The sequence below is a fragment of the Blastococcus brunescens genome (assembly GCF_035320885.1).
Lineage (GTDB): Bacteria > Actinomycetota > Actinomycetes > Mycobacteriales > Geodermatophilaceae > Blastococcus_B > Blastococcus_B brunescens.
On record NZ_CP141261.1, the window covers coordinates 1,721,698 to 1,742,785 of the forward strand.

At 74.2% G+C, this 21,088-nt stretch carries 23 protein-coding genes and 8 pseudogenes; 28 read left to right on the forward strand and 3 right to left on the reverse strand.

Going from position 1 to position 21,088, the window contains the following annotated elements:
• Positions 1 to 2: 2 nt before the first annotated feature.
• The 28 genes and pseudogenes from U6N30_RS11435 to U6N30_RS11580 all read left to right on the forward strand — a co-directional run bounded on the left by U6N30_RS11435 (position 3) and on the right by U6N30_RS11580 (position 17,820).
• Positions 3 to 779, forward strand: coding sequence for a penicillin-binding protein 2 (locus tag U6N30_RS11435; RefSeq protein WP_324277401.1), 777 nt, complete (start codon positions 3 to 5; stop codon positions 777 to 779).
• Positions 780 to 903: 124 nt separating this feature from the next.
• Positions 904 to 1,855, forward strand: a pseudogene (locus U6N30_RS11440) (peptidoglycan D,D-transpeptidase FtsI family protein).
• 125 nt (positions 1,856 to 1,980) lie between these two features.
• Positions 1,981 to 2,907 carry a Mur ligase family protein gene (locus U6N30_RS11445; RefSeq protein ID WP_324277402.1) on the forward strand — a complete coding sequence of 309 codons (927 nt, stop codon included), beginning with the start codon at positions 1,981 to 1,983 and terminating at the stop codon, positions 2,905 to 2,907.
• Between the two features lie 155 nt (positions 2,908 to 3,062).
• Positions 3,063 to 3,547, forward strand: a pseudogene (locus tag U6N30_RS33750) (glutamate ligase domain-containing protein).
• Entirely contained in the window at positions 3,544 to 3,840 is a 297-nt protein-coding gene (locus U6N30_RS11460; protein WP_324277405.1) for a Mur ligase domain-containing protein, read from the forward strand. The pseudogene U6N30_RS33750 and the gene U6N30_RS11460 overlap by 4 nt, the downstream one beginning before the upstream one ends.
• Positions 3,825 to 4,262 carry a Mur ligase family protein gene (locus U6N30_RS11465; RefSeq protein WP_324277406.1) on the forward strand — a complete coding sequence of 146 codons (438 nt, stop codon included), beginning with the start codon at positions 3,825 to 3,827 and terminating at the stop codon, positions 4,260 to 4,262. Before U6N30_RS11460 ends, U6N30_RS11465 begins: the two co-directional genes overlap by 16 nt.
• 238 nt (positions 4,263 to 4,500) lie before the next feature.
• Positions 4,501 to 4,949: pseudogene (locus U6N30_RS33755) on the forward strand (glutamate ligase domain-containing protein).
• Entirely contained in the window at positions 4,946 to 5,215 is a 270-nt protein-coding gene (locus U6N30_RS11480; RefSeq protein WP_324277409.1) for a hypothetical protein, read from the forward strand. Before U6N30_RS33755 ends, U6N30_RS11480 begins: the two are co-directional and overlap by 4 nt.
• On the forward strand, positions 5,215 to 5,769 hold the full coding sequence (locus U6N30_RS11485) for an MraY family glycosyltransferase (RefSeq protein WP_324277410.1): 555 nt from the start codon (positions 5,215 to 5,217) through the stop codon (positions 5,767 to 5,769). Before U6N30_RS11480 ends, U6N30_RS11485 begins: the two co-directional genes overlap by 1 nt.
• On the forward strand, positions 5,679 to 6,023 hold the full coding sequence (locus U6N30_RS11490; RefSeq protein WP_324278251.1) for an MraY family glycosyltransferase: 345 nt from the start codon (positions 5,679 to 5,681) through the stop codon (positions 6,021 to 6,023). Before U6N30_RS11485 ends, U6N30_RS11490 begins: the two co-directional genes overlap by 91 nt.
• A 285-nt stretch (positions 6,024 to 6,308) precedes the next feature.
• Positions 6,309 to 7,709, forward strand: a complete 1,401-nt coding sequence (ftsW, locus tag U6N30_RS11495) for a putative lipid II flippase FtsW (RefSeq protein WP_324277411.1) — start codon at positions 6,309 to 6,311, stop codon at positions 7,707 to 7,709.
• A 56-nt stretch (positions 7,710 to 7,765) separates the two neighbouring features.
• Positions 7,766 to 8,082, forward strand: a pseudogene (locus U6N30_RS11500) (UDP-N-acetylglucosamine--N-acetylmuramyl-(pentapeptide) pyrophosphoryl-undecaprenol N-acetylglucosamine transferase); the annotation flags it as partial.
• Between the two features lie 197 nt (positions 8,083 to 8,279).
• The gene (locus tag U6N30_RS11505; protein ID WP_324277412.1) at positions 8,280 to 8,519 is read left to right on the forward strand and encodes a glycosyltransferase; all 240 of its coding nucleotides are present in this window, start codon (positions 8,280 to 8,282) and stop codon (positions 8,517 to 8,519) included.
• A complete protein-coding gene (locus U6N30_RS11510) occupies positions 8,441 to 8,797 on the forward strand; it encodes a glycosyltransferase (RefSeq protein ID WP_324277413.1) in 357 nt (118 codons plus the stop codon). The genes U6N30_RS11505 and U6N30_RS11510 overlap by 79 nt, the downstream gene beginning before the upstream one ends.
• 89 nt (positions 8,798 to 8,886) lie before the next feature.
• Positions 8,887 to 9,090 (forward strand): annotated as a pseudogene (locus tag U6N30_RS11515) (Mur ligase domain-containing protein); the annotation flags it as partial.
• 131 nt (positions 9,091 to 9,221) lie between these two features.
• On the forward strand, positions 9,222 to 9,857 hold the full coding sequence (locus U6N30_RS11520) for a Mur ligase family protein (protein ID WP_324278252.1): 636 nt from the start codon (positions 9,222 to 9,224) through the stop codon (positions 9,855 to 9,857).
• A complete protein-coding gene (locus tag U6N30_RS11525; protein ID WP_324278253.1) occupies positions 9,815 to 10,270 on the forward strand; it encodes a glutamate ligase domain-containing protein in 456 nt (151 codons plus the stop codon). The genes U6N30_RS11520 and U6N30_RS11525 overlap by 43 nt, the downstream gene beginning before the upstream one ends.
• On the forward strand, positions 10,221 to 11,003 hold the full coding sequence (locus U6N30_RS11530) for a cell division protein FtsQ/DivIB (RefSeq protein WP_324277414.1): 783 nt from the start codon (positions 10,221 to 10,223) through the stop codon (positions 11,001 to 11,003). The genes U6N30_RS11525 and U6N30_RS11530 overlap by 50 nt, the downstream gene beginning before the upstream one ends.
• A gap of 25 nt (positions 11,004 to 11,028) precedes the next feature.
• Positions 11,029 to 11,160, forward strand: a complete 132-nt coding sequence (locus tag U6N30_RS11535) for a hypothetical protein (RefSeq protein ID WP_324277415.1) — start codon at positions 11,029 to 11,031, stop codon at positions 11,158 to 11,160.
• Positions 11,161 to 11,244: 84 nt separating this feature from the next.
• On the forward strand, positions 11,245 to 11,814 hold the full coding sequence (locus U6N30_RS11540) for a peroxidase-related enzyme (RefSeq protein WP_324277416.1): 570 nt from the start codon (positions 11,245 to 11,247) through the stop codon (positions 11,812 to 11,814).
• Positions 11,815 to 12,269: 455 nt separating this feature from the next.
• Positions 12,270 to 13,076, forward strand: a pseudogene (ftsZ, locus tag U6N30_RS11545) (cell division protein FtsZ); the annotation flags it as partial.
• A 526-nt stretch (positions 13,077 to 13,602) separates the two neighbouring features.
• A complete protein-coding gene (gene pgeF / locus U6N30_RS11550) occupies positions 13,603 to 14,334 on the forward strand; it encodes a peptidoglycan editing factor PgeF (protein WP_324277417.1) in 732 nt (243 codons plus the stop codon).
• A gap of 374 nt (positions 14,335 to 14,708) precedes the next feature.
• The gene (locus tag U6N30_RS11555; protein ID WP_324278674.1) at positions 14,709 to 14,957 is read left to right on the forward strand and encodes a hypothetical protein; all 249 of its coding nucleotides are present in this window, start codon (positions 14,709 to 14,711) and stop codon (positions 14,955 to 14,957) included.
• Positions 14,958 to 15,166: 209 nt separating this feature from the next.
• The gene (locus U6N30_RS11560) at positions 15,167 to 15,535 is read left to right on the forward strand and encodes a hypothetical protein (protein WP_324277418.1); all 369 of its coding nucleotides are present in this window, start codon (positions 15,167 to 15,169) and stop codon (positions 15,533 to 15,535) included.
• Positions 15,496 to 15,918 carry a cell division protein SepF gene (locus U6N30_RS11565; RefSeq protein WP_324277419.1) on the forward strand — a complete coding sequence of 141 codons (423 nt, stop codon included), beginning with the start codon at positions 15,496 to 15,498 and terminating at the stop codon, positions 15,916 to 15,918. Before U6N30_RS11560 ends, U6N30_RS11565 begins: the two co-directional genes overlap by 40 nt.
• Before the next feature lie 68 nt (positions 15,919 to 15,986).
• Positions 15,987 to 16,280 carry a YggT family protein gene (locus U6N30_RS11570; RefSeq protein WP_324277420.1) on the forward strand — a complete coding sequence of 98 codons (294 nt, stop codon included), beginning with the start codon at positions 15,987 to 15,989 and terminating at the stop codon, positions 16,278 to 16,280.
• Positions 16,281 to 16,352: 72 nt separating this feature from the next.
• On the forward strand, positions 16,353 to 17,075 hold the full coding sequence (locus U6N30_RS11575) for a DivIVA domain-containing protein (protein WP_324277421.1): 723 nt from the start codon (positions 16,353 to 16,355) through the stop codon (positions 17,073 to 17,075).
• Positions 17,076 to 17,235: 160 nt separating this feature from the next.
• Positions 17,236 to 17,820 carry a hypothetical protein gene (locus U6N30_RS11580; protein ID WP_324277422.1) on the forward strand — a complete coding sequence of 195 codons (585 nt, stop codon included), beginning with the start codon at positions 17,236 to 17,238 and terminating at the stop codon, positions 17,818 to 17,820.
• Between the two features lies 1 nt (position 17,821).
• On the opposite strand, the gene U6N30_RS11585 is transcribed toward U6N30_RS11580, so the two are convergent.
• The 3 genes and pseudogenes from U6N30_RS11585 to ileS all read right to left on the reverse strand — a co-directional run.
• Positions 17,822 to 18,397 carry a DUF5915 domain-containing protein gene (locus U6N30_RS11585; RefSeq protein ID WP_324277423.1) on the reverse strand — a complete coding sequence of 192 codons (576 nt, stop codon included), beginning with the start codon at positions 18,395 to 18,397 and terminating at the stop codon, positions 17,822 to 17,824.
• Positions 18,382 to 19,067 (reverse strand): annotated as a pseudogene (locus U6N30_RS33760) (class I tRNA ligase family protein). Before U6N30_RS33760 ends, U6N30_RS11585 begins: the two are co-directional and overlap by 16 nt.
• Positions 19,068 to 19,137: 70 nt before the next feature.
• A pseudogene (ileS, locus tag U6N30_RS11600) lies at positions 19,138 to 21,086 on the reverse strand (isoleucine--tRNA ligase); the annotation flags it as partial.
• Positions 21,087 to 21,088 lie beyond the last annotated feature (2 nt).

A 21,088-nucleotide genomic window follows, 5' to 3' on the forward strand; every position in this document is an offset into this window, starting at 1 on the left:
CCGTGCCGAACACTGTCCGACCGGGTGGTGGAGCGGGACGAGCCGGCGGCGCGGGGTCCGGTGGCGGGTCGCGGACGCCCGGACGACCCGGCCCCTTCACCCCGCGGCGCACCCCGGGCAGCCGGCGCAGCGGTGTCGGCCTGTCGGTGAACCAGCGGGGCCTGCGCAACCGGTGGGGCCTCGCCGTCATGATCACACTCCTCGTCCTCGTGGTCGGCCGGCTGGCGATCCTCCAGGGGGTCGACGGAGCGGCCTACGCCAACGCGGCCGAGCAGGACCGGCTGCGCACCTACGCCGTGCCGGCGCTGCGCGGAGCCGTGCTGGACCGGGACGGGCACCCGTTCGCCTACACCGTCGACGCCTCCCGCGTCGTCGCCGACCCGGCCGTGGTCGACGACCCGGAGCGGACGGCGCTGGCGCTGACCACGCTGCTGGGCGTGCCGGTGCCCGAGCTCACGGGGAAGCTCGGGGCGGACAGCCGCTACGTCATCCTCGCCACGCAGGTCCCGCCGGAGACCACGGACGCGATCGACGCGCTGGGGCTGCCGGGCGTGCTCTTCGAGGACGACCCCGTGCGGCTCTACCCGGCCGGCACCGTGGGCGGGCAGGTCGTCGGCTTCGTGGGGCGTGACGGCGAGGGCCTCGCCGGGATCGAGCAGACCTTCCAGGACGAACTCGCCGGCGCCCCGGGCACCCGCCGGGTCGAGGTGGGCAGCGGGGCAACCCCATCCCCTCCGGCATCGACGAGTCCACCCCCGCGACCGACGGCGACTCGGTGACCCTGACCCTCGACCAGGACCTGCAGTACGTGACCGAGCAGCGCCTGGGGAGGCATGTGCCGACGGCGCGACCACGCGGGCGTCCGCGGTGGTTCTCGACGTGCGGACCGGCGAGGTGGTCGCGATGGGGTCCTGCCCCGGCTACGACCCGGGCAGCTACTCGACGACCGATCCCGACCTGCTGGGCAACCCGCTCGTCTCCAGCGTGTTCGAGCCGGGCTCGGTCATGAAGGCCGTCACGCTGTCGGCCGCCCTCGAGGAAGGTGTGGCCGAGCCGGACACCGTGCTGTCCGTGGACGGGCGGATCCAGGCCGGCGACCGGGTGGTCTCCGACGCGTCCGACCACGGACCGATCGACTGGACGGTCACCGGGATCCTGGCCAAGTCCAGCAACGTCGGCACGATCATGCTGGCCCGCGAGGTCGGGAACGAGAAGCTCGAGGAGTACCTGCGCGCCTTCGGCATCGGGAGGCCACCGGCATCGAGCTGCCGGGGAGAGCGGGGGCATCCTGCAGGACTCCGACGACTGGAGCGGCATCCGGGCCGCGAACGTCGCGATCGGCCAGGGCGTGTCGGTGACCACGCTGCAGATGGCCTCGGTCTTCCAGGCCATCGCCAACGACGGGGTACGGGTCGCCCCGCGCATCGTCGACTCGGTCACCGGCCCCGACGGCCGGGTCACCGCGGCGCCGGCCCCCGAAGGCACCCGCGTCATCAGCGAGACCACCGCCGACGAGATGGCCTACATGCTCGAGGCCGTCGTCGGGCCCGGCGGCACCGCGCCGCGCGGCCAGATCGAGGGCTTCCGGGTGGCCGGGAAGACCGGCACCGCCCAGCGGGCCAACCCGGAGTGCAACTGCTACGCCGGTGGCGGCTACGTGACCACCTTCGTCGGCTTCGCGCCGGCCGACGACCCGCAGTACGTGGTCGCGGTGGACCTCGAGCGGCCGACGAGCAACGCCGAGGGCGGGCAGGTGGCGGCGCCGGTGTTCGCCGACATCCTGCGGTTCGCGCTGACCGCCGACGGCGTCGTCCCGTCCGGGACCGCTCGCCCGGACTTCGTGCTCACCGAATAAGGACCCCGCTACCCTCCACCACTCGCAGGCTCGCGGCGGGACCCTGCAGCGGGGCCGGTGTCCACCACGCCCGTGATCGTGGCGTCGCGCGGGCCGACCGGCACCCGCCGGTAGATTGGAGCCCCGTGACCCCGACCGATGCCGGGTCGGCTCCCCGGCCTCCGGGGAACCGACCGCAGGCCAGCGCCCTGACACTGGCGGACCTGGCCGATCTCCTCGGCGCGCCCGCCGCGGGCGAGGCGACCACGGCGATCAGCGGCGTCACGCTCGCCTCGGCCGAGGTGCGGGCGGGTGACCTCTACGCGGCGCTCCCAGGTGCGCGCACGCACGGCGCCCGCTTCGCCAGTGACGCGGCCGCGCGCGGCGCCGCCGCCGTCCTCACCGATCCGACCGGCCTCGAGACCGCCCGGGTCACCGGCCTGCCGGTCTGCGTCGTCGACGATCCGCGGGCCGTCCTCGGCGAGGTGGCCGATCGCGTGTACGGGGCCCCCAGCCGGCAGCTGACCGTCATCGGCATCACCGGCACGAACGGCAAGACCACGACCGCCTACCTGGTCGAGGCCGGCCTGGCCGCCGCCGGCCTGGGTACCGGCCTGATCGGCACCGTGCAGACGCGCACCCGGAGCCGGGCCGCCGACGGCTCGTCCACCCTCACCGCCTTCCCGAGCGTGCGCACCACCCCGGAGGCGCCGGCCCTCCACGCGCTGCTCGCCACGATGGCCGGTTCCGGCGTCTCGACGGTCGTCATGGAGGTCTCCAGCCACGCGCTGGTGCTCGGCCGGGTGGGCGGCGTGCGGTTCGCCGCCGCCGGGTTCACCAACCTGGGCCGGGACCACCTGGACTTCCACGGGGACCTCGAGGACTACTTCCGGGCGAAGGCGATGCTCTTCGACGGCCGGTCCGGCCGCGAACTGGTCACGGTGGACGACGACGCGGGTCGTCGCCTCGCCGGGCTGCGCCCCGACGCCGGCACGGTGTCGATCGAGGGCCGGCCGACTGGGTGGCCTCGGGTGTGGCCGCCGCCCCCGACGGCGGCACCACGTTCACCCTGACCGGGCCGGGCGGCCGCACCTGGCCCGCGCGGCTGCGGCTGCCCGGACGGTTCAACGTGGCGAACGCGGTCCTGGCAGTCGCCCTCCTCGACGCGGTCGGTGTCCCCGTCGAGACCGCGCTCAGCGGGATCGCCGGCACGGTGGTCCCGGGCCGCATGGAGCCGGTCGACGCGGGCCAGCCGTTCGTCGCCGTCGTCGACTACGCGCACACGCCGGACGCCGTCACGACGGCGCTGGCCGCGCTGCGCCGGTCGACGGAGGGCCGGTTGCTCACCGTGCTGGGATGCGGGGCGACCGCGACCCGGGCAAACGGCCCGCGATGGGTGCTGCCGCGGCCGCCGGCAGCGACGTGCTCGTGGTGACCGACGACAACCCCCGCTCGGAGGACGCCGCGCAGATCCGGGCCGCGATGCTGGCCGGTGTCGAGGACGTGCCCCAGGAGCGCCGGGCCGAGGTGCACGAGGTGGCCGGACGGCGGGAGGCGCTGGCGGCCGCCGTCGCGCTCGCCCGGCCGGGGGACACGCTGCTGGTGGCCGGCAAGGGTCACGAGACCGGACAGGAGATCGGCGGAACCGTGCACCCGTTCGACGACCGCGACGTGCTGCGCGAGGTCCTCGGGGCGCTCGAGGGGACCGCATGATCCCGCTGTCACTGGCCGAGGTGGCGGAGCTGGCCGGTGGCGAGCTCACCGGTCCCGCCGACCTGCAGCTGACCGGGAAGGTCACGCTGGACTCCCGCGCCGTGGGCGCCGGCGACCTGTTCGTGGCGATGGCCGGGGACCGGGTCGACGGCCACGACTTCCTCGGCGCGGCGGCGACGGCCGGCGCGGTGGCCGCGCTGGCGACGCGGGGCGACGACGCGCTGCCCACCGTGGTGGTCGACGACCCGGTCGTGGCCCTGGGCCGGCTGGCGACGGGGTGCACACCCGGCTGACCGCCGGCGGCCTGGTCACCCTGGGGATCACCGGCTCCTCGGGCAAGACCTCCACGAAGGACCTGCTGGGCCAGGTGCTGGCCGCGGCCGGGCCGACGGTGAGCCCGCCCGGCTCCTACAACAACGACATCGGCCTGCCGCTCACGGTGCTCGACGCCGACGAGGCGACCCGCTTCCTCGTCCTCGAGATGGGTGCGCGCGGCACCGGGCACATCGCCCGGCTGTGCCGGATCGCCCCGCCGCGGATCGGTCTGGTCCTCAACGTGGGATCCGCGCACCTGGGCGAGTTCGGCAGCCCCGAGGGGACGGCGCAGGCCAAGGGGAACTGGTCGAGGCGCTGCCCGAGGACGGCACCGCCGTGCTCAACGCCGACGACCCGCGAGTGCTCGGCATGGCGCCGCGCACCCGCGCCCGCGTCGTGAGGACCGGCCGGAGCCCCGAGGCCGACGTCCGGGCGGCAGGTGTGACGCTCGACGACGCCGCCCGGCCCCGCTTCACCCTGGTGGCCGCGGGGAGGAGCACCCGGTGCAGCTCCAGGTGGCCGGTGAGCACCAGGTCGCCAACGCGCTGTCGGCGGCCGCGGCAGCGCTGGCCGCCGGGATGCACGCGGCCGACGTCGCCACGGCGCTGTCGGGCGCCACGGCGCGCAGCCGCTGGCGCATGGAGGTCGACCGCCGCGCCGACGGGGTGACCGTCGTCAACGACGCCTACAACGCCAACCCCGAGTCGATGCGGGCCGCCCTGGCGGCGCTCATCGGGCTGCCCGCCGGCCGGCGCATCGCCGTCCTGGGCGCCATGGGGAGCTCGGTCCCGGCGCGGGGGCCGAGCACGAGCGGCTGGGCCGCGACGCGGCGGCCGCCGGGGTCGACCTGATCGTTGCCGTGGGTCCCGATGCGGTAGGCATAGCGGAGGGTGCGGCAGCCGCCGGCCGCCGGACAGGAGAGGAGTCGGTGCACGTGCCGGACCGGGCCGCTGCCCGTGAGCTGCTCTCGGAGGTGCTCCGTCCAGGTGACGTCGTCCTCGTCAAGGCCAGCCGCGCCTACGGGCTGGAGCTGCTCGCCGCCGACCTCCTGACCGCCTCCGTCCCGAGCGGCGAGGCCGACGCATGAGGTCGGTCCTGATCGCCTCCGGGTTCAGCCTGATCATCTCGATCCTGCTCACTCCACTGGCCATCCGCGCCTTCCGCCGGCAGGGCCTGGGCCAGGAGATCCGGGACGACGGCCCCGAGAGCCACCTGTCCAAGAAGGGCACGCCCACGATGGGCGGCACGGTGATCGTCGGGGCGACCGTCGGGGGTACGTCGCAGCGCACCTCTTCCTCGCCGACCAGGAGAACTGGGGTTTCACGACCACCGGGCTGCTGCTGCTCTTCCTGATGGTCGGCATGGGCACGGTCGGGTTCCTCGACGACTACCTCAAGATCCGGCACCGGCGCAGCCTCGGGCTGAACAAGACCGCCAAGCTGGTGGGGCAGCTCGTCGTCGGGGTGGCCTTCGCGGTGCTCGCCATCAACTTCCCGGACGGCCGGGGCGTGACCCCGGCATCCACCGTCGTGTCCTACGTGCGTGACATCGCGCCCTTCGCGCTGGGGTCGGTGGCGTTCGTGATCCTGGCGTACCTGTTCATCGCCGGCTTCTCCAACGCGGTGAACCTCACCGACGGGCTGGACGGCCTCGCCGCCGGCTCCTCGGCGATGGTGTTCGCGTCCTACGTCTTCATCTCCTTCTGGCAGTTCACCCACGACTGCGCCACCGAGGCCATCGACGGCTGCTACGTGGTCCGCGACCCCTCGACGTCACTCTGGTGGCCGCTGCCGGGCTCGGAGCCTGCCTGGGTTTCCTGTGGTGGAACACCAGCCCGGCCCGGATCTTCATGGGCGACACCGGTTCGCTCGCCCTCGGCGGTCTGCTGTCGGGCCTGGCGATCGTGACCCGCACGGAGCTCCTGCTGGTGGTGCTGGGCGGGCTCTTCGTCGCCGTCACGTTGTCGGTGGTCATCCAGGTGGCCTTCTTCCGCGCCACCCGACGGCGGGTGTTCCGGATGGCGCCCCTGCACCACCACTTCGAGCTCGCCGGGTGGACGGAGAACACCGTCATCGTGCGCTTCTGGCTGGTCACGGCCATGGCGGTGGCCTTCGGCATCGGCCTGTTCTACGCCGACTGGCTGAACTTCGTCGGCTTGTGAGCGGAGCGCCCCGCGGGAGCGAACGACCTGCTGTGATCGCCCGATCACAGCACCCCCGCCGATCTGCCCACGTACCGCGACACGCGCCGGGGAACGGCCGCGGCTGCCCGCCCAGCAGCGACGATGGGGCCATGGCGACAGGGCGGCGGACGTGGTGACCGGAACGGACCGGCTCCCGTGACCGCCGGCACCCGCACGCGACCGTCGGAGCGGGGTTCCCGCGACGGGGCCGCCACCCGCCACGAGCGCCGACGCCTGCGTGGCCCCGCGTGGCTCGACGGGCCGATGACCAGCTCGCACCTGGTGCTGGGGTCGGCCGGGCTGCTCCTGGCCATCGGCCTGGTCATGGTCTTCTCCGCCTCCTCGATCGAGGCCGCCCTCGACAACCAGTCCGCCTGGGAACCGGGTGTGCAGCAGCTGGTCTGGGCCGGCCTCGGTGTCGGGGCCATGCTGGTGGCCCTGCGCCTGCCGATCGGCCTCATCCGCCGGTGGTCACCGATCGCGCTGATCGTGGTCGCCGCGATGCTGCTGCTCGTCCTGGTGCCGGGCATCGGCGTGAAGCTCAACGGCGCGCGGCAGTGGTTCGATCTGGGGTTCGCCCTCCTGCAGCCGTCGGAGATCGCCAAGCTGGTCTTCGCGCTGTGGGGCGCGCACGTGCTCGCGCTGCGCGAGCGCTACCTCACGACGTCGTCGCTGCTCGTGCCCGTGCTGCCGGTCTTCGGGGTCCTGGCCGTGCTCGTGATCGCCGAGCCGGACTTCGGTGGCGTCGTGAGCCTCGGCCTCGTCCTCGTCGGGCTGCTCTGGGCCGGCGGCATGCCGCTGCGCTGGTTCGGCTGGGCGGTCGTGGCCGGCGCTGCCCTGCTCGGCGCCGTGATGGCGTTCTCGGTGGAGCGCCGGGACCGCATCACGTCCTTCCTGGACCCGTTCGCCGATCCCACCGACGGCGGCTTCCAGGCGATCCGCGGCCTGTACGCGCTGGCCACCGGCGGCTTCTGGGGCGTGGGGCTCGGCAACAGCGCGATGAAGTGGAACCTGCTACCCGAGGCGGAGTCGGACTTCATCTTCGCGATCATCGGCGAGGAGCTCGGCTTCCTCGGCTGCCTGGTCGTCGTCACCCTGTACGGCGTGCTGGCATGGGCCGGCTTCCGCATCGCCTGGCGCTCGGCCGACCGGTTCATCCAGCTGGCGTCGGTGGGCATCACCGTCTGGCTCGTCGGGCAGGCGGCGATGAACATGGGCTACGTGGTCGGTCTGCTGCCGGTGACGGGGGTGACGCTCCCGCTCATCTCCGCGGGAGGCACCTCGCTCATCCTCACGCTGTTCATCGTCGGGCTGCTGGCCCGCTTCGCCCGCTCCGAGCCCGCGGCGATCGAGGCGCAGCGCGCCCAGACCCGCGGCCGCCTCGCCCGGTTCCTGCTGCCCGTCCCGGCGGCGCCGGTCGACCCCGTCCGCCCGCGGCGGCTCCCGGAGGACCGGGCGCCGGCCCGCAGCGTCGGCAGCGGCCGCACCGTGCTGCACACCCGCTCCGGCCCGTCCCGCCGCACCCCGGCACGGGCGGGTGCCCCCGACAGCGCTGCGCCGGCCCGCAGCGAAGCGCCGCGGCCCCGCACCGCAGCGCCGCGCGAGCCCCTCGCGCGGCGGCAGCCGCCGGCGAGGAGCCCGCGCCGGCCCGGGAGGCCCGGGTGAGCCGGCCGCGGAGCGTGGTGCTGGCCGGTGGTGGCACGGCCGGCCACATCGAACCGATGCTGGCCCTGGCGGACGCGTTGCGTCGTCGCGACGCGCAGCTGCGGATCACCTGCCTGGGCACGGCCCGGGGATGGAGACGCGGCTGGTCCCCGCCCGCGGGTACGACCTGCGCCTGATCCCGCCGGTGCCCCTGCCCCGGAAGCCCACCCTCGAGCTGGTGCGGGTCCCGGGCCGGGTCCGCCGCGCGGTCGCCGAGACCCGCGAGCTGCTGGGGGAGCTGTCCGCCGACGTCGTGGTCGGGTTCGGCGGCTACGTCGCGCTGCCGGCCTACCTGGCGGCCCGGCGGGCCGGGGTGCCGATCGTGGTGCACGAGCAGAACGCGCTGCCCGGGCTGGCCAACCGGATCGGCGCGCGGCTGGCCGCCCGGGTGGCGGTGACCGCACCCGGCACGCCGCTGCACCGCGGCGAGCACGTGGGGATGCCGCTGCGCACGGCCATCGGCTCGCTCGACCGGGCGGCGCGGCGGGGGAGGCGCGGGCCGAGTTCGGCCTGGACGGCGACCGCCCCACGTTGCTGGTCTTCGGCGGGTCCCAGGGCGCGCAGACGCTCAACCGGGCCGCGGTCGCGGCCGCCGCCGCCCTCACCGACGCCGGCGTCCAGGTGCTGCACGCCCGGGGACCCAAGAACACGCACGTGACTGTCCCGGAGCGTCCTGCGGGTAGTCCCCCTACGTGCTCGTCGACTATCTGGAACGCATGGACCTCGCCTACGCCGCCGCCGACCTCGCCCTGTGCCGGTCCGGGGCGGTGACGGTCGCCGAGCTGTCGGCCGTCGGACTGCCGGCGGCCTTCGTGCCCCTGCCCATCGGCAACGGCGAGCAGCGGCGCAACGCACTCCCCGTGGTCGAGGCGGGCGGCGGGCTGCTGCTGGAGGACGCCGACCTCGACGCGGGGTGGATCAGCGACCACCTCGTCCCGCTGCTGACCGATCCGGCCGCGCTCGCCGGGTACGCCCGGCACGCAGCCGCCGCGGGCGTGCCCGACGCCGACGACCGGCTGGCCGGCATCGTGCTCGAGGTCGCCCGGTGAGCGCCCAGGACGTCGCCGACTGGACGGGCCCGGTGCCGACCCTCGAGGACCTCGGGGCGGTGCACTTCGTGGGCATCGGTGGCGCCGGGATGAGCGGGATCGCGCGCATCCTGCTCGCCCGCGGCGTCCGCGTCTCCGGCAGCGACCGCCGCGACACCCCGACGCTGCTGGCGCTGCGCGCGCTGGGTGCCCGGGTGGCCGTCGGCCACGACGCGGCCCACCTCGGCGACGCCGACACCGTCGTCGTCTCCACCGCGATCCGCCCCGACAACCCGGAGCTGGCGACGGCGCGGGCGCGCGGGCTCCAGGTGCTGCCGCGGGCGGTGGCGCTGGCCGCCGTCATGGCCGGGCGGCGCAGCGTGGCGGTGGCGGGCACGCACGGGAAGACGTCGACCACGTCGATGCTGACCGTCGCGGTCCAGGCGTGCGGGGTCGACCCGTCCTTCGCGATCGGCGGCGACCTCAACGAGTCCGGCAGCAACGCGCACGCGGGGAGGGTGACGTCTTCGTCGCCGAGGCCGACGAGAGCGATCGCTCCTTCCTCCTGCTGGCGCCCTTCGGCGCCGTCGTCACCAACGTCGAGGCCGATCACCTGGACAACTACGGTGACCTGGCGGCCGTCGAGGCCGCCTTCGACCGGTTCCTGGAGACCGTCGACCCGCAGGGCTTCGTCGTCGTCTGCGCCGACGACCCGGGCGCCGCCCGACTGCGCGACGTGCCCGCCCCTGCCGGGATGCACAGAGCCCGGCTGCGCACCTACGGCACGAGCGCCGACGCCGACCTGCACCTGACCGGCCTGGAGGTGGGGCCGGACGCCACGAGCTACACCGCGACCCTCGACGGGAAAGAGCTCGGCCGGGTCCGCATCCAGGTGCCCGGCGAGCACATGGCGCTCAACAGCGCGGCCGCGCTCCTCGCCGGCATCGAGCTCGGGCTGCCGGTCGCCGACCTGGTCGAGGGCTGGGTCGCTTCGGCGGGGTGCACCGACGGTTCGAGCTCAAGGGCACCGTCGCCGGGGTGCGCGTGTACGACGACTACGCCCACCACCCGACCGAGGTGACCGCACAGCTCAAGGCGGCGCGCGCCGTCGCCCGTGACGGGCGCCTGGTGGTGGCCTTCCAGCCGCACCTCTACAGCCGGACCCAGGAGTTCGCCGTGGGGTTCGGGCAGGCCCTGGGCCTGGCCGACGACGTCGTGGTGATGGACGTGTACGGCGCACGGGAGGACCCGGTTCCCGGCGTCACGGGGGCGATGGTCGCCGACGCGGTGCCCCTGCCGGCGGACCGCGTGCTCTTCGAGTCCTCCTGGTCGGCCGCCGCTCCGGCGCTGGCCGCCCGGGCACGGCCCGGCGACCTGGTGGTGACCATGGGCGCGGGCGACGTGTCCATGGTGGGGCCGGAGGTGCTCGAGGCGCTCGAGGCCCGTGCCCGTGCCGGCGACGACGGCGGCGTCGCGGAGGGCCCGGACCGGTGAGCCGCTCGGGGACGACGACGCGCGACCGTGGCGGGCCGTCCCGGCGACGGGGAGCCGTTCCGCCGCGAAGCGGACGCCCGGCGGAGGTGAGCGCCAGGGCCGCGGCCGCGGGGGCACCGAGCGGCACGGGAACCAGCGCGCCGGGAGCAGGCGCCGACCGGCCGCGCCGGTCACCCCGCTCGCCCGGCGCCGGGGACGCATGACCCGGCGCCGGCGTCGCCTGGTGCAGCTGGTGGCGGCCCTGGCGGCCGTCGCAGCGGTCGCCTGGCTGCTCCTGGCCGGGCCCGTGCTCGCCGTCCGGGACGTCCGCGTCGACGGGCTGGTCACCCTCCCGGCGGAGCAGGTGCAGGAGGCCGCCGGCATCGGGGACGGCACGCCGCTGCTGCGCGTCGACGTGGAGGCGGCCGAGGCGCGGGTCGGGCGGCTGCCGCAGGTCTCCGCCGTGGAGGTCACCCGGAACTGGCCCGACAGCGTCGTCATCACCGTCGTGGAGCGGGTGCCCGTCGCCATCGTGGGCCAGCCCGGACGCCGGTCGCTCGTCGACGCCGACGGCGTGCTCTTCGACATGGTGACCGGGAGCCCGCCGGAGGGCGTCGTCCCGCTCCTGGTCGACTCGCCCGGGCCCGAGGACCCGGCCACGCTCGCGGGGTCGCTGCCGTCAGCGCGCTGCCGGCCGAGGTCCGCACGGAGGTCACGGGTGCGGCCGCGGCCACTCCCGACGACATCTCCCTGACCCTGACCGACGGAACGCTCGTCCGTTGGGGGACGCGTCGGAGTCCAGCGCGAAGTCCGCAGCGCTCGTGGGGCTGCTCGAGCAGATCGACGCGGGAGCCCTCGAGCCGGCCGGGACGATCGACGTCAGCACCCCTGACGCGGTGGTGCTGCGGTAGCGGTCGGCGCACCATGGCGCCATGTCCGACGCTGCTGGTCCACGCCCGCCCGAGTCCCCGTCCTCCGGGACCGCAGCAACGGCGGTGAGCCGGTTTCCCGTCCCCGCGAGGGAGGAGCTGCCGGCCGAGCTGCGCGAGCGCTTCGCCGCCGTGGAGGAGCGGTCGGGGTTCCTGCCCAACGTCTTCGCGGCGCTGTCCTGGCGACCGACGGAGGCGGCCGCCTTCTTCGCCATGCATGACGCGCTCATGGACAAGGAGACGCCAGGCCTGTCGAAGGCCGACCGCGAGGTCATCGTGGTGGCCACCAGCGCCGCCAACGACTGCCTCTACTGCGTGATCGCGCACGGGGCGATCGTGCGGATCCGTGCCCGCGACCCGCACCTGGCCGACCAGGTGGCGGTCGACTGGCGCAAGGCACCGCTGCCGCCCCGCATGCTCGCCGTCCTCGAGGTGGCCGTACGGCTGGCGGTGACGCCGGTCGAGGTCACCCCCGACGACCTCACCGCACTGCGCGAACACGGCCTGACCGACGACGACGTGTGGGACGTGGGGGCGATCGTGTCGTTCTTCGCCCTCTCCAACCGGCTCGCCCACTGGGCGGCGATCCCGCCGAACGAGGAGTTCTTCCTCATGGGGCGTGTTCCCCGGGCCTGAGCCAGCGGCCTGCGGAGGCGACCGTCGCGCAGGGTGCCTCCGTGCTCTCGCACCGCTCTCGGAACCCACGCCCGTCGACACGCCACGGGCCGCGACACGCCCGACACGCGACATCACTTTTCCGAGTTCCCGCCTCGGACGCCACACCGGGTCTGCACCCCGGGATGAGACGTTCCGGGCGCGGGTCGTCACAGTCAGTGGTGCGGATGTGACCAACGGGTCGGCAGTGTTCCGTGCGATCCGCTCTGGCCGACACGCCGACCCCCGGAGGGTGTTTGTGTCGGCCTCTCGGCCGGTCCTAACTTCGTCCCTGTCGACCTAGTTGACATAACTGTAAGGCTGAACTTGAGGATGAGGGTCCAGTTGGGGAGCACCGCATGACACCTCCGCACAACTATCTAGCGGTCATCAAGGTCGTCGGTATCGGCGGCGGCGGGGTGAACGCGGTCAATCGCATGATCGAGGTCGGCCTCAAGGGGGTCGAGTTCATCGCGATCAACACCGACGCCCAGGCGCTGCTGATGAGCGACGCCGACGTCAAGCTCGACGTCGGCCGCGAGCTGACGCGCGGGCTGGGCGCGGGCGCCCAGCCCGACGTGGGCCGCCAGGCCGCCGAGGACCACCGCGAGGAGATCGAGGAGGTCCTCAAGGGGGCCGACATGGTCTTCGTGACCGCCGGCGAGGGCGGCGGCACCGGTACCGGTGGCGCGCCCGTCGTGGCGTCGATCGCGCGCAAGCTCGGGGCGCTGACCATCGGCGTGGTCACCCGCCCGTTCGCCTTCGAGGGCAAGCGGCGGGCCGTCCAGGCCGAGTCGGGCATCGAGGAGCTGCGCAACGAGTGCGACACGCTGATCGTGATCCCGAACGACCGGCTGCTGCAGCTGGGTGATCGCAACGTCAGCGTGATGGACGCCTTCCGCACCGCCGACCAGGTGCTGCTCTCCGGTGTCCAGGGCATCACCGACCTGATCACCACGCCCGGCCTGATCAACCTCGACTTCGCCGACGTCAAGTCGGTCATGTCCGGGGCGGGCTCGGCGCTCATGGGCATCGGCAGCGCCCGCGGCGACAACCGTGCGCTGCTGGCGGCCGAGCAGGCGATCGCAAGCCCGCTGCTGGAGGCCTCGATGGAAGGCGCCCACGGGGTGCTGCTGTCGATCTCCGGTGGCTCGGACCTGGGTCTGTTCGAGATCAACGAGGCAGCCTCGCTGGTCTCCGACGCCGCGCACGCCGACGCCAACATCATCTTCGGTGCCGTCATCGACGACGCCCTCGGTGACGAGGTGCGGGTGACGGTCATCGCCGCCGGCTTCGACAGCGGGCGTCCCAGCTCCCGCAAGGACGCCGGGACGTCCGGTGTCGTCACGGGTGCCTCCTCGGGTGCCGCCGCGGCCGCCCCGGCGGGGCTGCCGCCCTACCGCCGGCCGATGAGCCCGGCGGCCAACCAGCCGGCGGGGGAGCGGCGGGTCGCCCCCAGGTCACCCAGGCGGCGCCCGGGCCGGCCAACGGTGCCGCTCCGGCGCCCGTGCCGGCCGCTCCCACGGGGACGTCGTCCCGTCCGGCCCCGGTGGCGAACGGCGGGGGATCACCGTGCCCCCGCTCCCGCCGATCCCCGGACCGGTCGCCGGTCGCCGTCCGCTGTCCAACGAGGACTTCGAGGAAGAGCTCGACATCCCCGAGTTCCTGAAGGGTTGATCGAAGGACCCCCGTCCTCCCCGGCCTTCGCACGCTCAGGCCGGGACCCTGGACGGGGCCGTTCCAGAGCGTCACCTCGTAGGCTTCGCCTACATGAGCACCTCCCCGGCCGCTCCGTCGACGGTCCGACCCCGCAGGGTCGTGACCGACCGGCGGGGCGGCCGGTCCCGTACCCCCTACGACTCCTTCAACCTCGGCGACCACGTCGGGGACGACCCGGCCGACGTCGCCGCCAACCGCAGCCGGGTCGCCCGCGAGCTGTCGGTGCCCGAGGACCGGCTCGTGTGGATGTCGCAGGTGCACGGCACCGGCGTCGCCACCGTCGACCGCCCCCAGGACGGGCCCGTCGCCGACACCGACGCACTCGTGACCGCGACGCCCGGGCTGGTGCTCTGCGTCCTGGTCGCCGACTGCGTCCCCGTGCTCCTGGCCGACCACGAGACCGGTGTGGTCGCCGCGGTGCACGCCGGTCGCGAGGGCGTCCGGCAGGGCGTCCTGCCGGCCGCGCTGTCGGCCATGGCCCGCCTGGGGGCCCGCGCGCGCCACGTGACCGCGCTCCTGGGCCCGGCGGTGTGCGGCCGGTGCTACGAGGTGCCCGTGCGGATGCAGGCCGACGTGGCGCGAGTCGCGCCCTCCGCTGCGGTGCGTACCCGGAGCGGGACGCCCGGTCTCGACCTGCGGGCCGGAGTGGAGGAGATCCTGCGCCGCGCCGGGATCCCGGAGGTCGTGCAGGATCTCCGCTGCACGGTGGAGGACCCGCAGTTGTTCTCCCATCGCCGCGACGGCGTCACCGGCCGCCAGGCCGGACTCGTCTGGATCGGCTGACGGAGGAGGATCGGCGGCATGGCCGACCTCGAGCAGAACCTGCGGGCGGTGCGGGAGCGCATCGCCGCCGCCGCCCGGGCGGCCGGACGGGACCCGTCGTCGGTGCAGCTGCTGGCGGTGAGCAAGACCTGGCCGGCCGCGGACGTGCGCGCCCTGGCCGGCCTCGGCCACCGCGACTTCGGCGAGAACCGCGCGCAGGAGCTGCAGGAGAAGTCGGCCGAGCTGGTGGACGTCCCGCTCCGCTGGCACTTCGTCGGGCAGCTGCAGCGCAACAAGGCCGCCACCGTGGCCCGGGTCGGCGCAGTCGTGCACTCGGTGGACCGGGCGTCGCTGGCGGGGTCCTGGACCGCGCCGGTCAGCAGGCAGGGCGCCCCGTGGAGGTGTTCCTCCAGGTCGACCTCGGCGGCGAGCCCGGTGGAACGGCACCGCGTGGTGGCGCCCTCCCGGCCGACGTACCGGCCCTGGCCGACCACGTGGTCGGGGCGGCGGGCCTCCGGCTGCGCGGCCTCATGGCGGTCGCCCCGCGCGGGAGGACCCGCGCGGCGCCTTCGACCGCCTCGCCGCCCTGGCGGCGCGGGTGCGGGCCGACCATCCCGGGGCCGTCGACCTGTCCGCCGGCATGAGCGGGGACCTGGAAGCGGCGATCGCAGCCGGCGCCACGCTCGTGCGTGTCGGAACCGCGCTCTTCGGGGATCGGCCCCTACCCTGCGACGAGATCAGAACTCACCAGCCACACGAGTCACACCGGCCACCCGGTCCTCGGGAGCACCCCGCGGACCCGGCCGATCGCACTCAGACGCGACGCTGAGGACACCAGCAGAGGGGAGGTCCGATGGCCGGAGCCATGCGGAGGATGGGTATCTACCTGGGGCTCGTCGAGGACGACGACGCCCGCGGCTACGGCCGGTACGACGCCCGCCAGTCCGAGCACCCGGAGAGCGACCGCCGCTACGGCGGCCGGTACGCCGACGACCGCTACGACGGCCACTACGACGACGAGTACGCGGCCGGCGGTTACGCCGAGGACGACCTCGGCGACGAGCTCCCCCGGTCCGCGAGCCCGAGCCGCTCACGCCCCGCCGGGACCGCGCCGTGCGCCCGATCGGGCTGGCCCCCGCCGGCGCCGGCGCCGGGCCGGCGCGCGCCATCAACGGCTCCGTCATGGCCGGTAACGCCTCCGCCACGGTCGGCGGCTCGGTGATGAATGCCGGCTCCGCCAACGGCAGCGGCCCGGTGGGTGCCACCGCGGCCAAGCTGGCCGTCCGTGAGCCGGTCGCCGTCGTCGAGCCCGCACCCGTGCCGCAGCCGTACCGCATCACCACGCTGCACCCGCGCACCTACAACGAGGCGCGGACCATCGGGGAGCGGTTCCGGGACGGGATGCCGGTCATCATGAACCTGACGGAGATGGACGACTCCGACGCCAAGCGGCTCGTCGACTTCGCTGCGGGACTGTCCTTCGGACTGCGCGGTAGTATCGAGCGCGTCACGGCGAAGGTGTTCCTGCTCAGCCCGCAGAACGTCGACGTGACGGCCGAGGACAAGGCGCGGATCCGCGAAGGCGGCTTCTTCAACCAGTCCTGAGGCCTGCGCGGGGAGAGCTCGCGCGACCGTGGACAAGGCACGCGAGGTGCCCCGACCGAACGAGGACCGTGGCTCTCTTCTGGCAGATCGTCTCTACGGTGCTCCTCGTCTTCCTCGTCCTGCTCTTCGCGCGCTTCGTCGTCGACTGGGTGATGGTGCTGGCCCGTAGCTGGCGTCCTACCGGCCTCGTCGCCGCCGGGCTCGAGGTCGTGTACACCACCACCGATCCGCCGCTGAAGGCGGTGCGCAAGGTCATCCCGCCACTGAACCTGGGGTCCATCCGACTGGACCTCGGGTTTATGGTGCTGTTGATCGCCGTCCTCGTTCTCAAGAACATCACGGACTCGCTCGCTTATGGCTGAGTCCATCGGGACCAGAGCCGCCGCCCGTCCGAGAACGTCCTCGTTCTCGCCGTCCGACCCGAGGTGACCCGGATGCCACTCACGCCTGCCGACGTGCACAACGTCGTCTTCAAGAAGCCGCCCATCGGCAAGCGGGGCTACGACGAGGACGAGGTCGACGCGTTCCTCGACGTCGTGGAGGCCGAGCTGGCCCGCCTCATCGAGGAGAACAACGAGCTGCGCGCCGGTGTGGGGCGCGGCCGCATGGACGAGGCGCCCGCGGCGGCGCCCGCGCCCGCCCCGGTGGCCGCTCCGCCGCCGCCGGCGCAGCAGCCCCGCGAGGACGACAGCGCCCGCGCCTCCCGGATGCTGGCCCTGGCCACCGAGACGGCCGACCGCTACGTCAACGAGGCCAAGGCGCAGGCCGAGCAGATGCTCACCGGCGCCAAGACCAACAGCGAGCGGCTGATGACCGACGCCCGCACCAAGAGCGAGCAGATGGTCGCCGAGGCCAAGCACCGCGCCGACACCATGGTCGGTGAGGCACGCACCCACGCCGAGACGATGGAGCGGGAGTCCCGCGCCAAGGCCGCGGCGCTCGAGCAGGACGCCGAGCGCCGGCACGTCGAGGCGATGAGCGGCCTCGAGGAGAAGCGCAGCAGCCTCGAGCGCAAGATCGAGGAGCTGCGGACCTTCGAGCGCGAGTACCGCACCCGGCTGCGGTCCTACCTGGAGTCGCACCTGCGCGACCTGGACACCCGCGGGTCGGCCGAGCCGGCCGCCGCGAACCGGCAGAACCAGCACGCCCCCGCCTGACGCGCGCGCCCTCCGGGGCGAGCACCACGACGGCACGTACGACAGCTCGTCCGACAGGGCCCCTGGACACCGTCCGGGGCCCTGTCGCGTGCCGACGTCGCCGCGGGGCCCGCGGACGCTGCGAGGTGTGCGGAGGAGAGGGTCCTTCTAGAGTCGCAGCGTGATCGTGGCTGCCGGACTCTGCGTGCTCCTCGGCCTCGGCTTGTTCCTGGGAGGCATCCTCACCGGGGTGACGGCCTTCTACTGGGGGTGCGTCGCCGTCTGCGTCGTCGCGGCGGTCCTCCTCTTCCTGGCCCGGCGGAAGCTCACGCAGTCCCCCGGCCGGCCGCCGGGACCGCCACGGTCGGTACGCCGGCCACGACGTCGTCCGCGCGCGCCAGCGCCCACCACCGGCCGCCGGGGCAGCGGCCGTGCCCGAGGCAGCGTCCGCCTCCGCCGCCCCGGCGGGGCGACCGCGGCGTCCGTGGCCGGGGCGACTCCCGCCGCGGACCTCGCCGACCCACCGGTGGAGGAGGTCGAGGTCACCGACCTGCTCGTCGTGGTCGACCTCAAGGACGAGGTGCTCGTCGTCGACGAGCACCCTCGCTACCACGTCGACGGCTGCGTCCACCTGGCCGGGCACACCCCGATCCCGCTGCCCCTCGACGAGGCGCGTACCGACGGCTTCACCCCGTGCGCCGTCTGCGCGCCGGACCGGACCCTCGCCCAGCGCGCCCGGGACAGGAAGGCCGCGGGCAGCTCCTGAGCTAGGCGCGGGCCACCCAGAAGCGCAAGCCCTCGGGCCCGTCGAACGCGGCGCCCTCGCCGGCCGTCCCGGGGTGGACCGCCGCGGCGAGCACCTCGCCCGCCACCTGCTCGCCGTGCTCCGTGAGCGCCTCGGCCATGGCGCCGTCGGCGGTCCACCACAGCTCGATCCGGTCGCTGACCTCCAGGCCGCTGGACTTGCGGGCCTCCTGGATCAGGCGGACCACCTCGCGGACCAGCCCGGCACGCTCCAGCTCCGGGGTCAGCGTGAGGTCCAGCGCCACGGTCAGCCCGCCGCCGCTGGCCACCGTCCAGCCCTCCCGAGGCGTCTCGGTGACGATCAGGTCCCCGGCCTCGAGCGGCACGGGCACCCCGTCGACCTCCACGGTCGCGGTACCGGCCCGGTAGGCGGCGGTCAGCGCCGTGGCGTCGGCCGCGGCCACGGCCGCAGCGACGGCCTGGACCTGCTTGCCCAGCCGGCGCCCCACGGCCCGGAAGTCGACCTTGAGGCTGACGTCCACGAGCTCGCCGACCGCGGACAGCTCGGACAACTCGGCCACGTTCAGCTCGTCGGCCACCTCGCCGACCAGGTCGCGGGGAGCGACGTCCAGCCCGGCGCCGCGACGACGGCGCGGGCCAGCGGCTGCCGGGTGCGGACCTTGGCCGACGTCCGGGCGGAGCGGCCCAGCTCGACCAGCCGGCGGACCAGGTCCACCTGGCCGACGAGTGCGTCGTCCCGGGCGCTCTCGTCGACGGCCGGCCAGGTGGCCAGGTGCACCGAGTCGGGGGCGTCCGCCCCGTGGCCGGGCAGCACCGCACGGGTCCAGACCTCCTCCGTGACGAAGGGGTGAACGGCGCCATGAGCCGGGTCAGGCCGTCGAGCACCTCGTGCAGCGTGGCCAGGGCGGCGGGATCGCCGTCCCAGAAGCGCCGCCGGGACCGGCGGACGTACCAGTTGGACAGGTCGTCCACGAACTGCGCGATCAGCCGGCCGGCGCCCTGGGTGTCGAAGTCCTCCAGCGCGGTGGTGACCCCGTCGGTGACGGCGGCCAGCTCGGCCAGCGCCCAGCGGTCGAGCAGCGGCCGGTCCGCGGGCGCCGGTGACGGCGACGCTACGTCGTCCCCCGCCCTCCCCAGCCGTTGGCCGACGCGTACAGGGTGAAGAAGCTGGCGGTGTTCCAGTAGGTGAGCAGGATCTTCCGGACCACCTCCGACAGCGTCTCGTGGCCGACCCGCCGGGCCGACCAGGGGAGCCGCCGGCGAGCATGAACCAGCGGACGGCGTCGGCGCCGTGCCGGTCCATCAGCGGGATCGGTTCGAGGATGTTGCCCAGGTGCTTGCTCATCTTGCGGCCGTCCTCGGCGAGGATGTGGCCCAGGCACAGCACGTTCTCGTAGGAGCTCTTCTCGAACACCAGCGTGCCGACCGCCATCAGCGTGTAGAACCAGCCGCGGGTCTGGTCGATCGCCTCGCAGATGAACTGCGCCGGGTACGCGGCCTCGAACTCCGCCTTGTTCCGGTGCGGCGCGCCCCACTGGGCGAAGGGCATGGACCCGGAGTCGTACCAGGCGTCGATGACCTGGCGGACCCGGCGGAACGTGCCCTCCTCACCGGGCAGCGTGAAGGTCACGTCGTCGATGAACGGCCGGTGCGGGTCGAGGTCGGACAGGTCGCGGCCGGTCAGCTCCGAGAGCTCCGCGAGCGAGCCGACGGCGACCAGCCGGCTCGGGTCGGCGTCGTTGCGCCAGATCGGCAGCGGCGTGCCCCAGTACCGGTCGCGGGAGAGCGCCCAGTCGACGTTGTTGTTCAGCCAGTCGCCGTAGCGGCCGTTCTTGATGCTCTCTGGGTACCAGTTCGTCGTCGAGTTCTCGGCGAGCAGCTGGTCCTTGATCTGGCTGGTGCGGATGTACCAGGACGGCTGCGCGTAGTACATGAGCGGCGTGTGGCAGCGCCAGCAGTGCGGGTAGCTGTGCTCGTAGCGCAGCTCGCGGAAGAGCACGCCGCGGTTCTTCAGGTCCTCGACCAGTGCCGCGTCGGCGGCCTTGAAGAAGTGGCCCCCGACCAGCGGGACCTCGGGGAGGAAGTGCCCGGTCGGGTCGATCGGGTTGACCACCGGCAGGCCGTAGCCGCGGCACACTGCGAGGTCCTCGGCGCCGAACGCGGGGGACTGGTGCACCAGGCCCGTGCCGTCCTCGGTGGTGACGTAGTCGGCCAGGACCACGTAGTGGGTGGGCGCGTCGGTCGGGAACTCGACCAGCTCGAACGGCCGCTGGTAGCTGACCCGCTCCCAGTCGCGGCCGGTCGTGCGCGCGAGCACCTCGGCGTCCTCGCCGAGGACGGCGCCGAGCAGCGGCTCGGCGACGACGAACGTGCCGGCGGGGCCGTTCTCCCCACCCGCCCGACGGGCGACCACGTAGGTCACGTCGGGGTGCACGGCGACGGCGGTGTTGGACGGCAGCGTCCACGGCGTCGTCGTCCAGATCAGCAGGTCCGCCTTCCCGGCCCACTCGCCGCTGGTGACGGGCAGCCGGACGTACACCGAGGGGTCGGTGAGGGTCTCGTAGCCCTGGGCGACCTCGTGGTCGGACAGGCCGGTGCCGCAGCGCGGGCAGTACGGCGCGACGCGGTGGTCCTCGACCAGCAGCCCCTTGTCGAAGATCTGCTTGAGCGACCACCAGACGCTCTCGATGTAGGCCGGGTCCATCGTCCAGTAGGCCGTGGACATGTCCACCCAGTAGCCCATGCGCCGGGTGAGCTCGGAGAACGAGTCCACGTGCCGCTCCACCGACTCGCGGCAGCGGGCGTTGAACTCGGCGATGCCGTAGCGCTCGATGTCGGGCTTGCCGGCGAAGCCGAGCTCCTGCTCGACCGCGATCTCCACCGGCAGGCCGTGGCAGTCCCAGCCGGCGCGGCGCGGCACCGAGAAGCCCTGCATGGTCTTGAACCGGGGAAGACGTCCTTGAACGCCCGCGCCTCGATGTGGTGCGTGCCCGGGCGGCCGTTGGCCGTGGGCGGGCCCTCGTAGAACACCCACTGCGGCCTGCCGGCCGATGCCTCCAGCGTCCGGTCGAAGACCTTGCCCTCCTCCCAGCGCTGCAGGATCTGCTGCTCCATGGCCGGCAGGTCGACCTGCGGGGGCAGCGCGGCGAAGGGACCGGCGGGGAGGGAGAGCTCACGGCGACCATTCTCCCCGACCCGCCAAACGGGTTGCGGGCGCGTCCGAGTGCCCGGAGGGAGGCGTCGCGGCGTACGGGAGACTGCCCCCATGG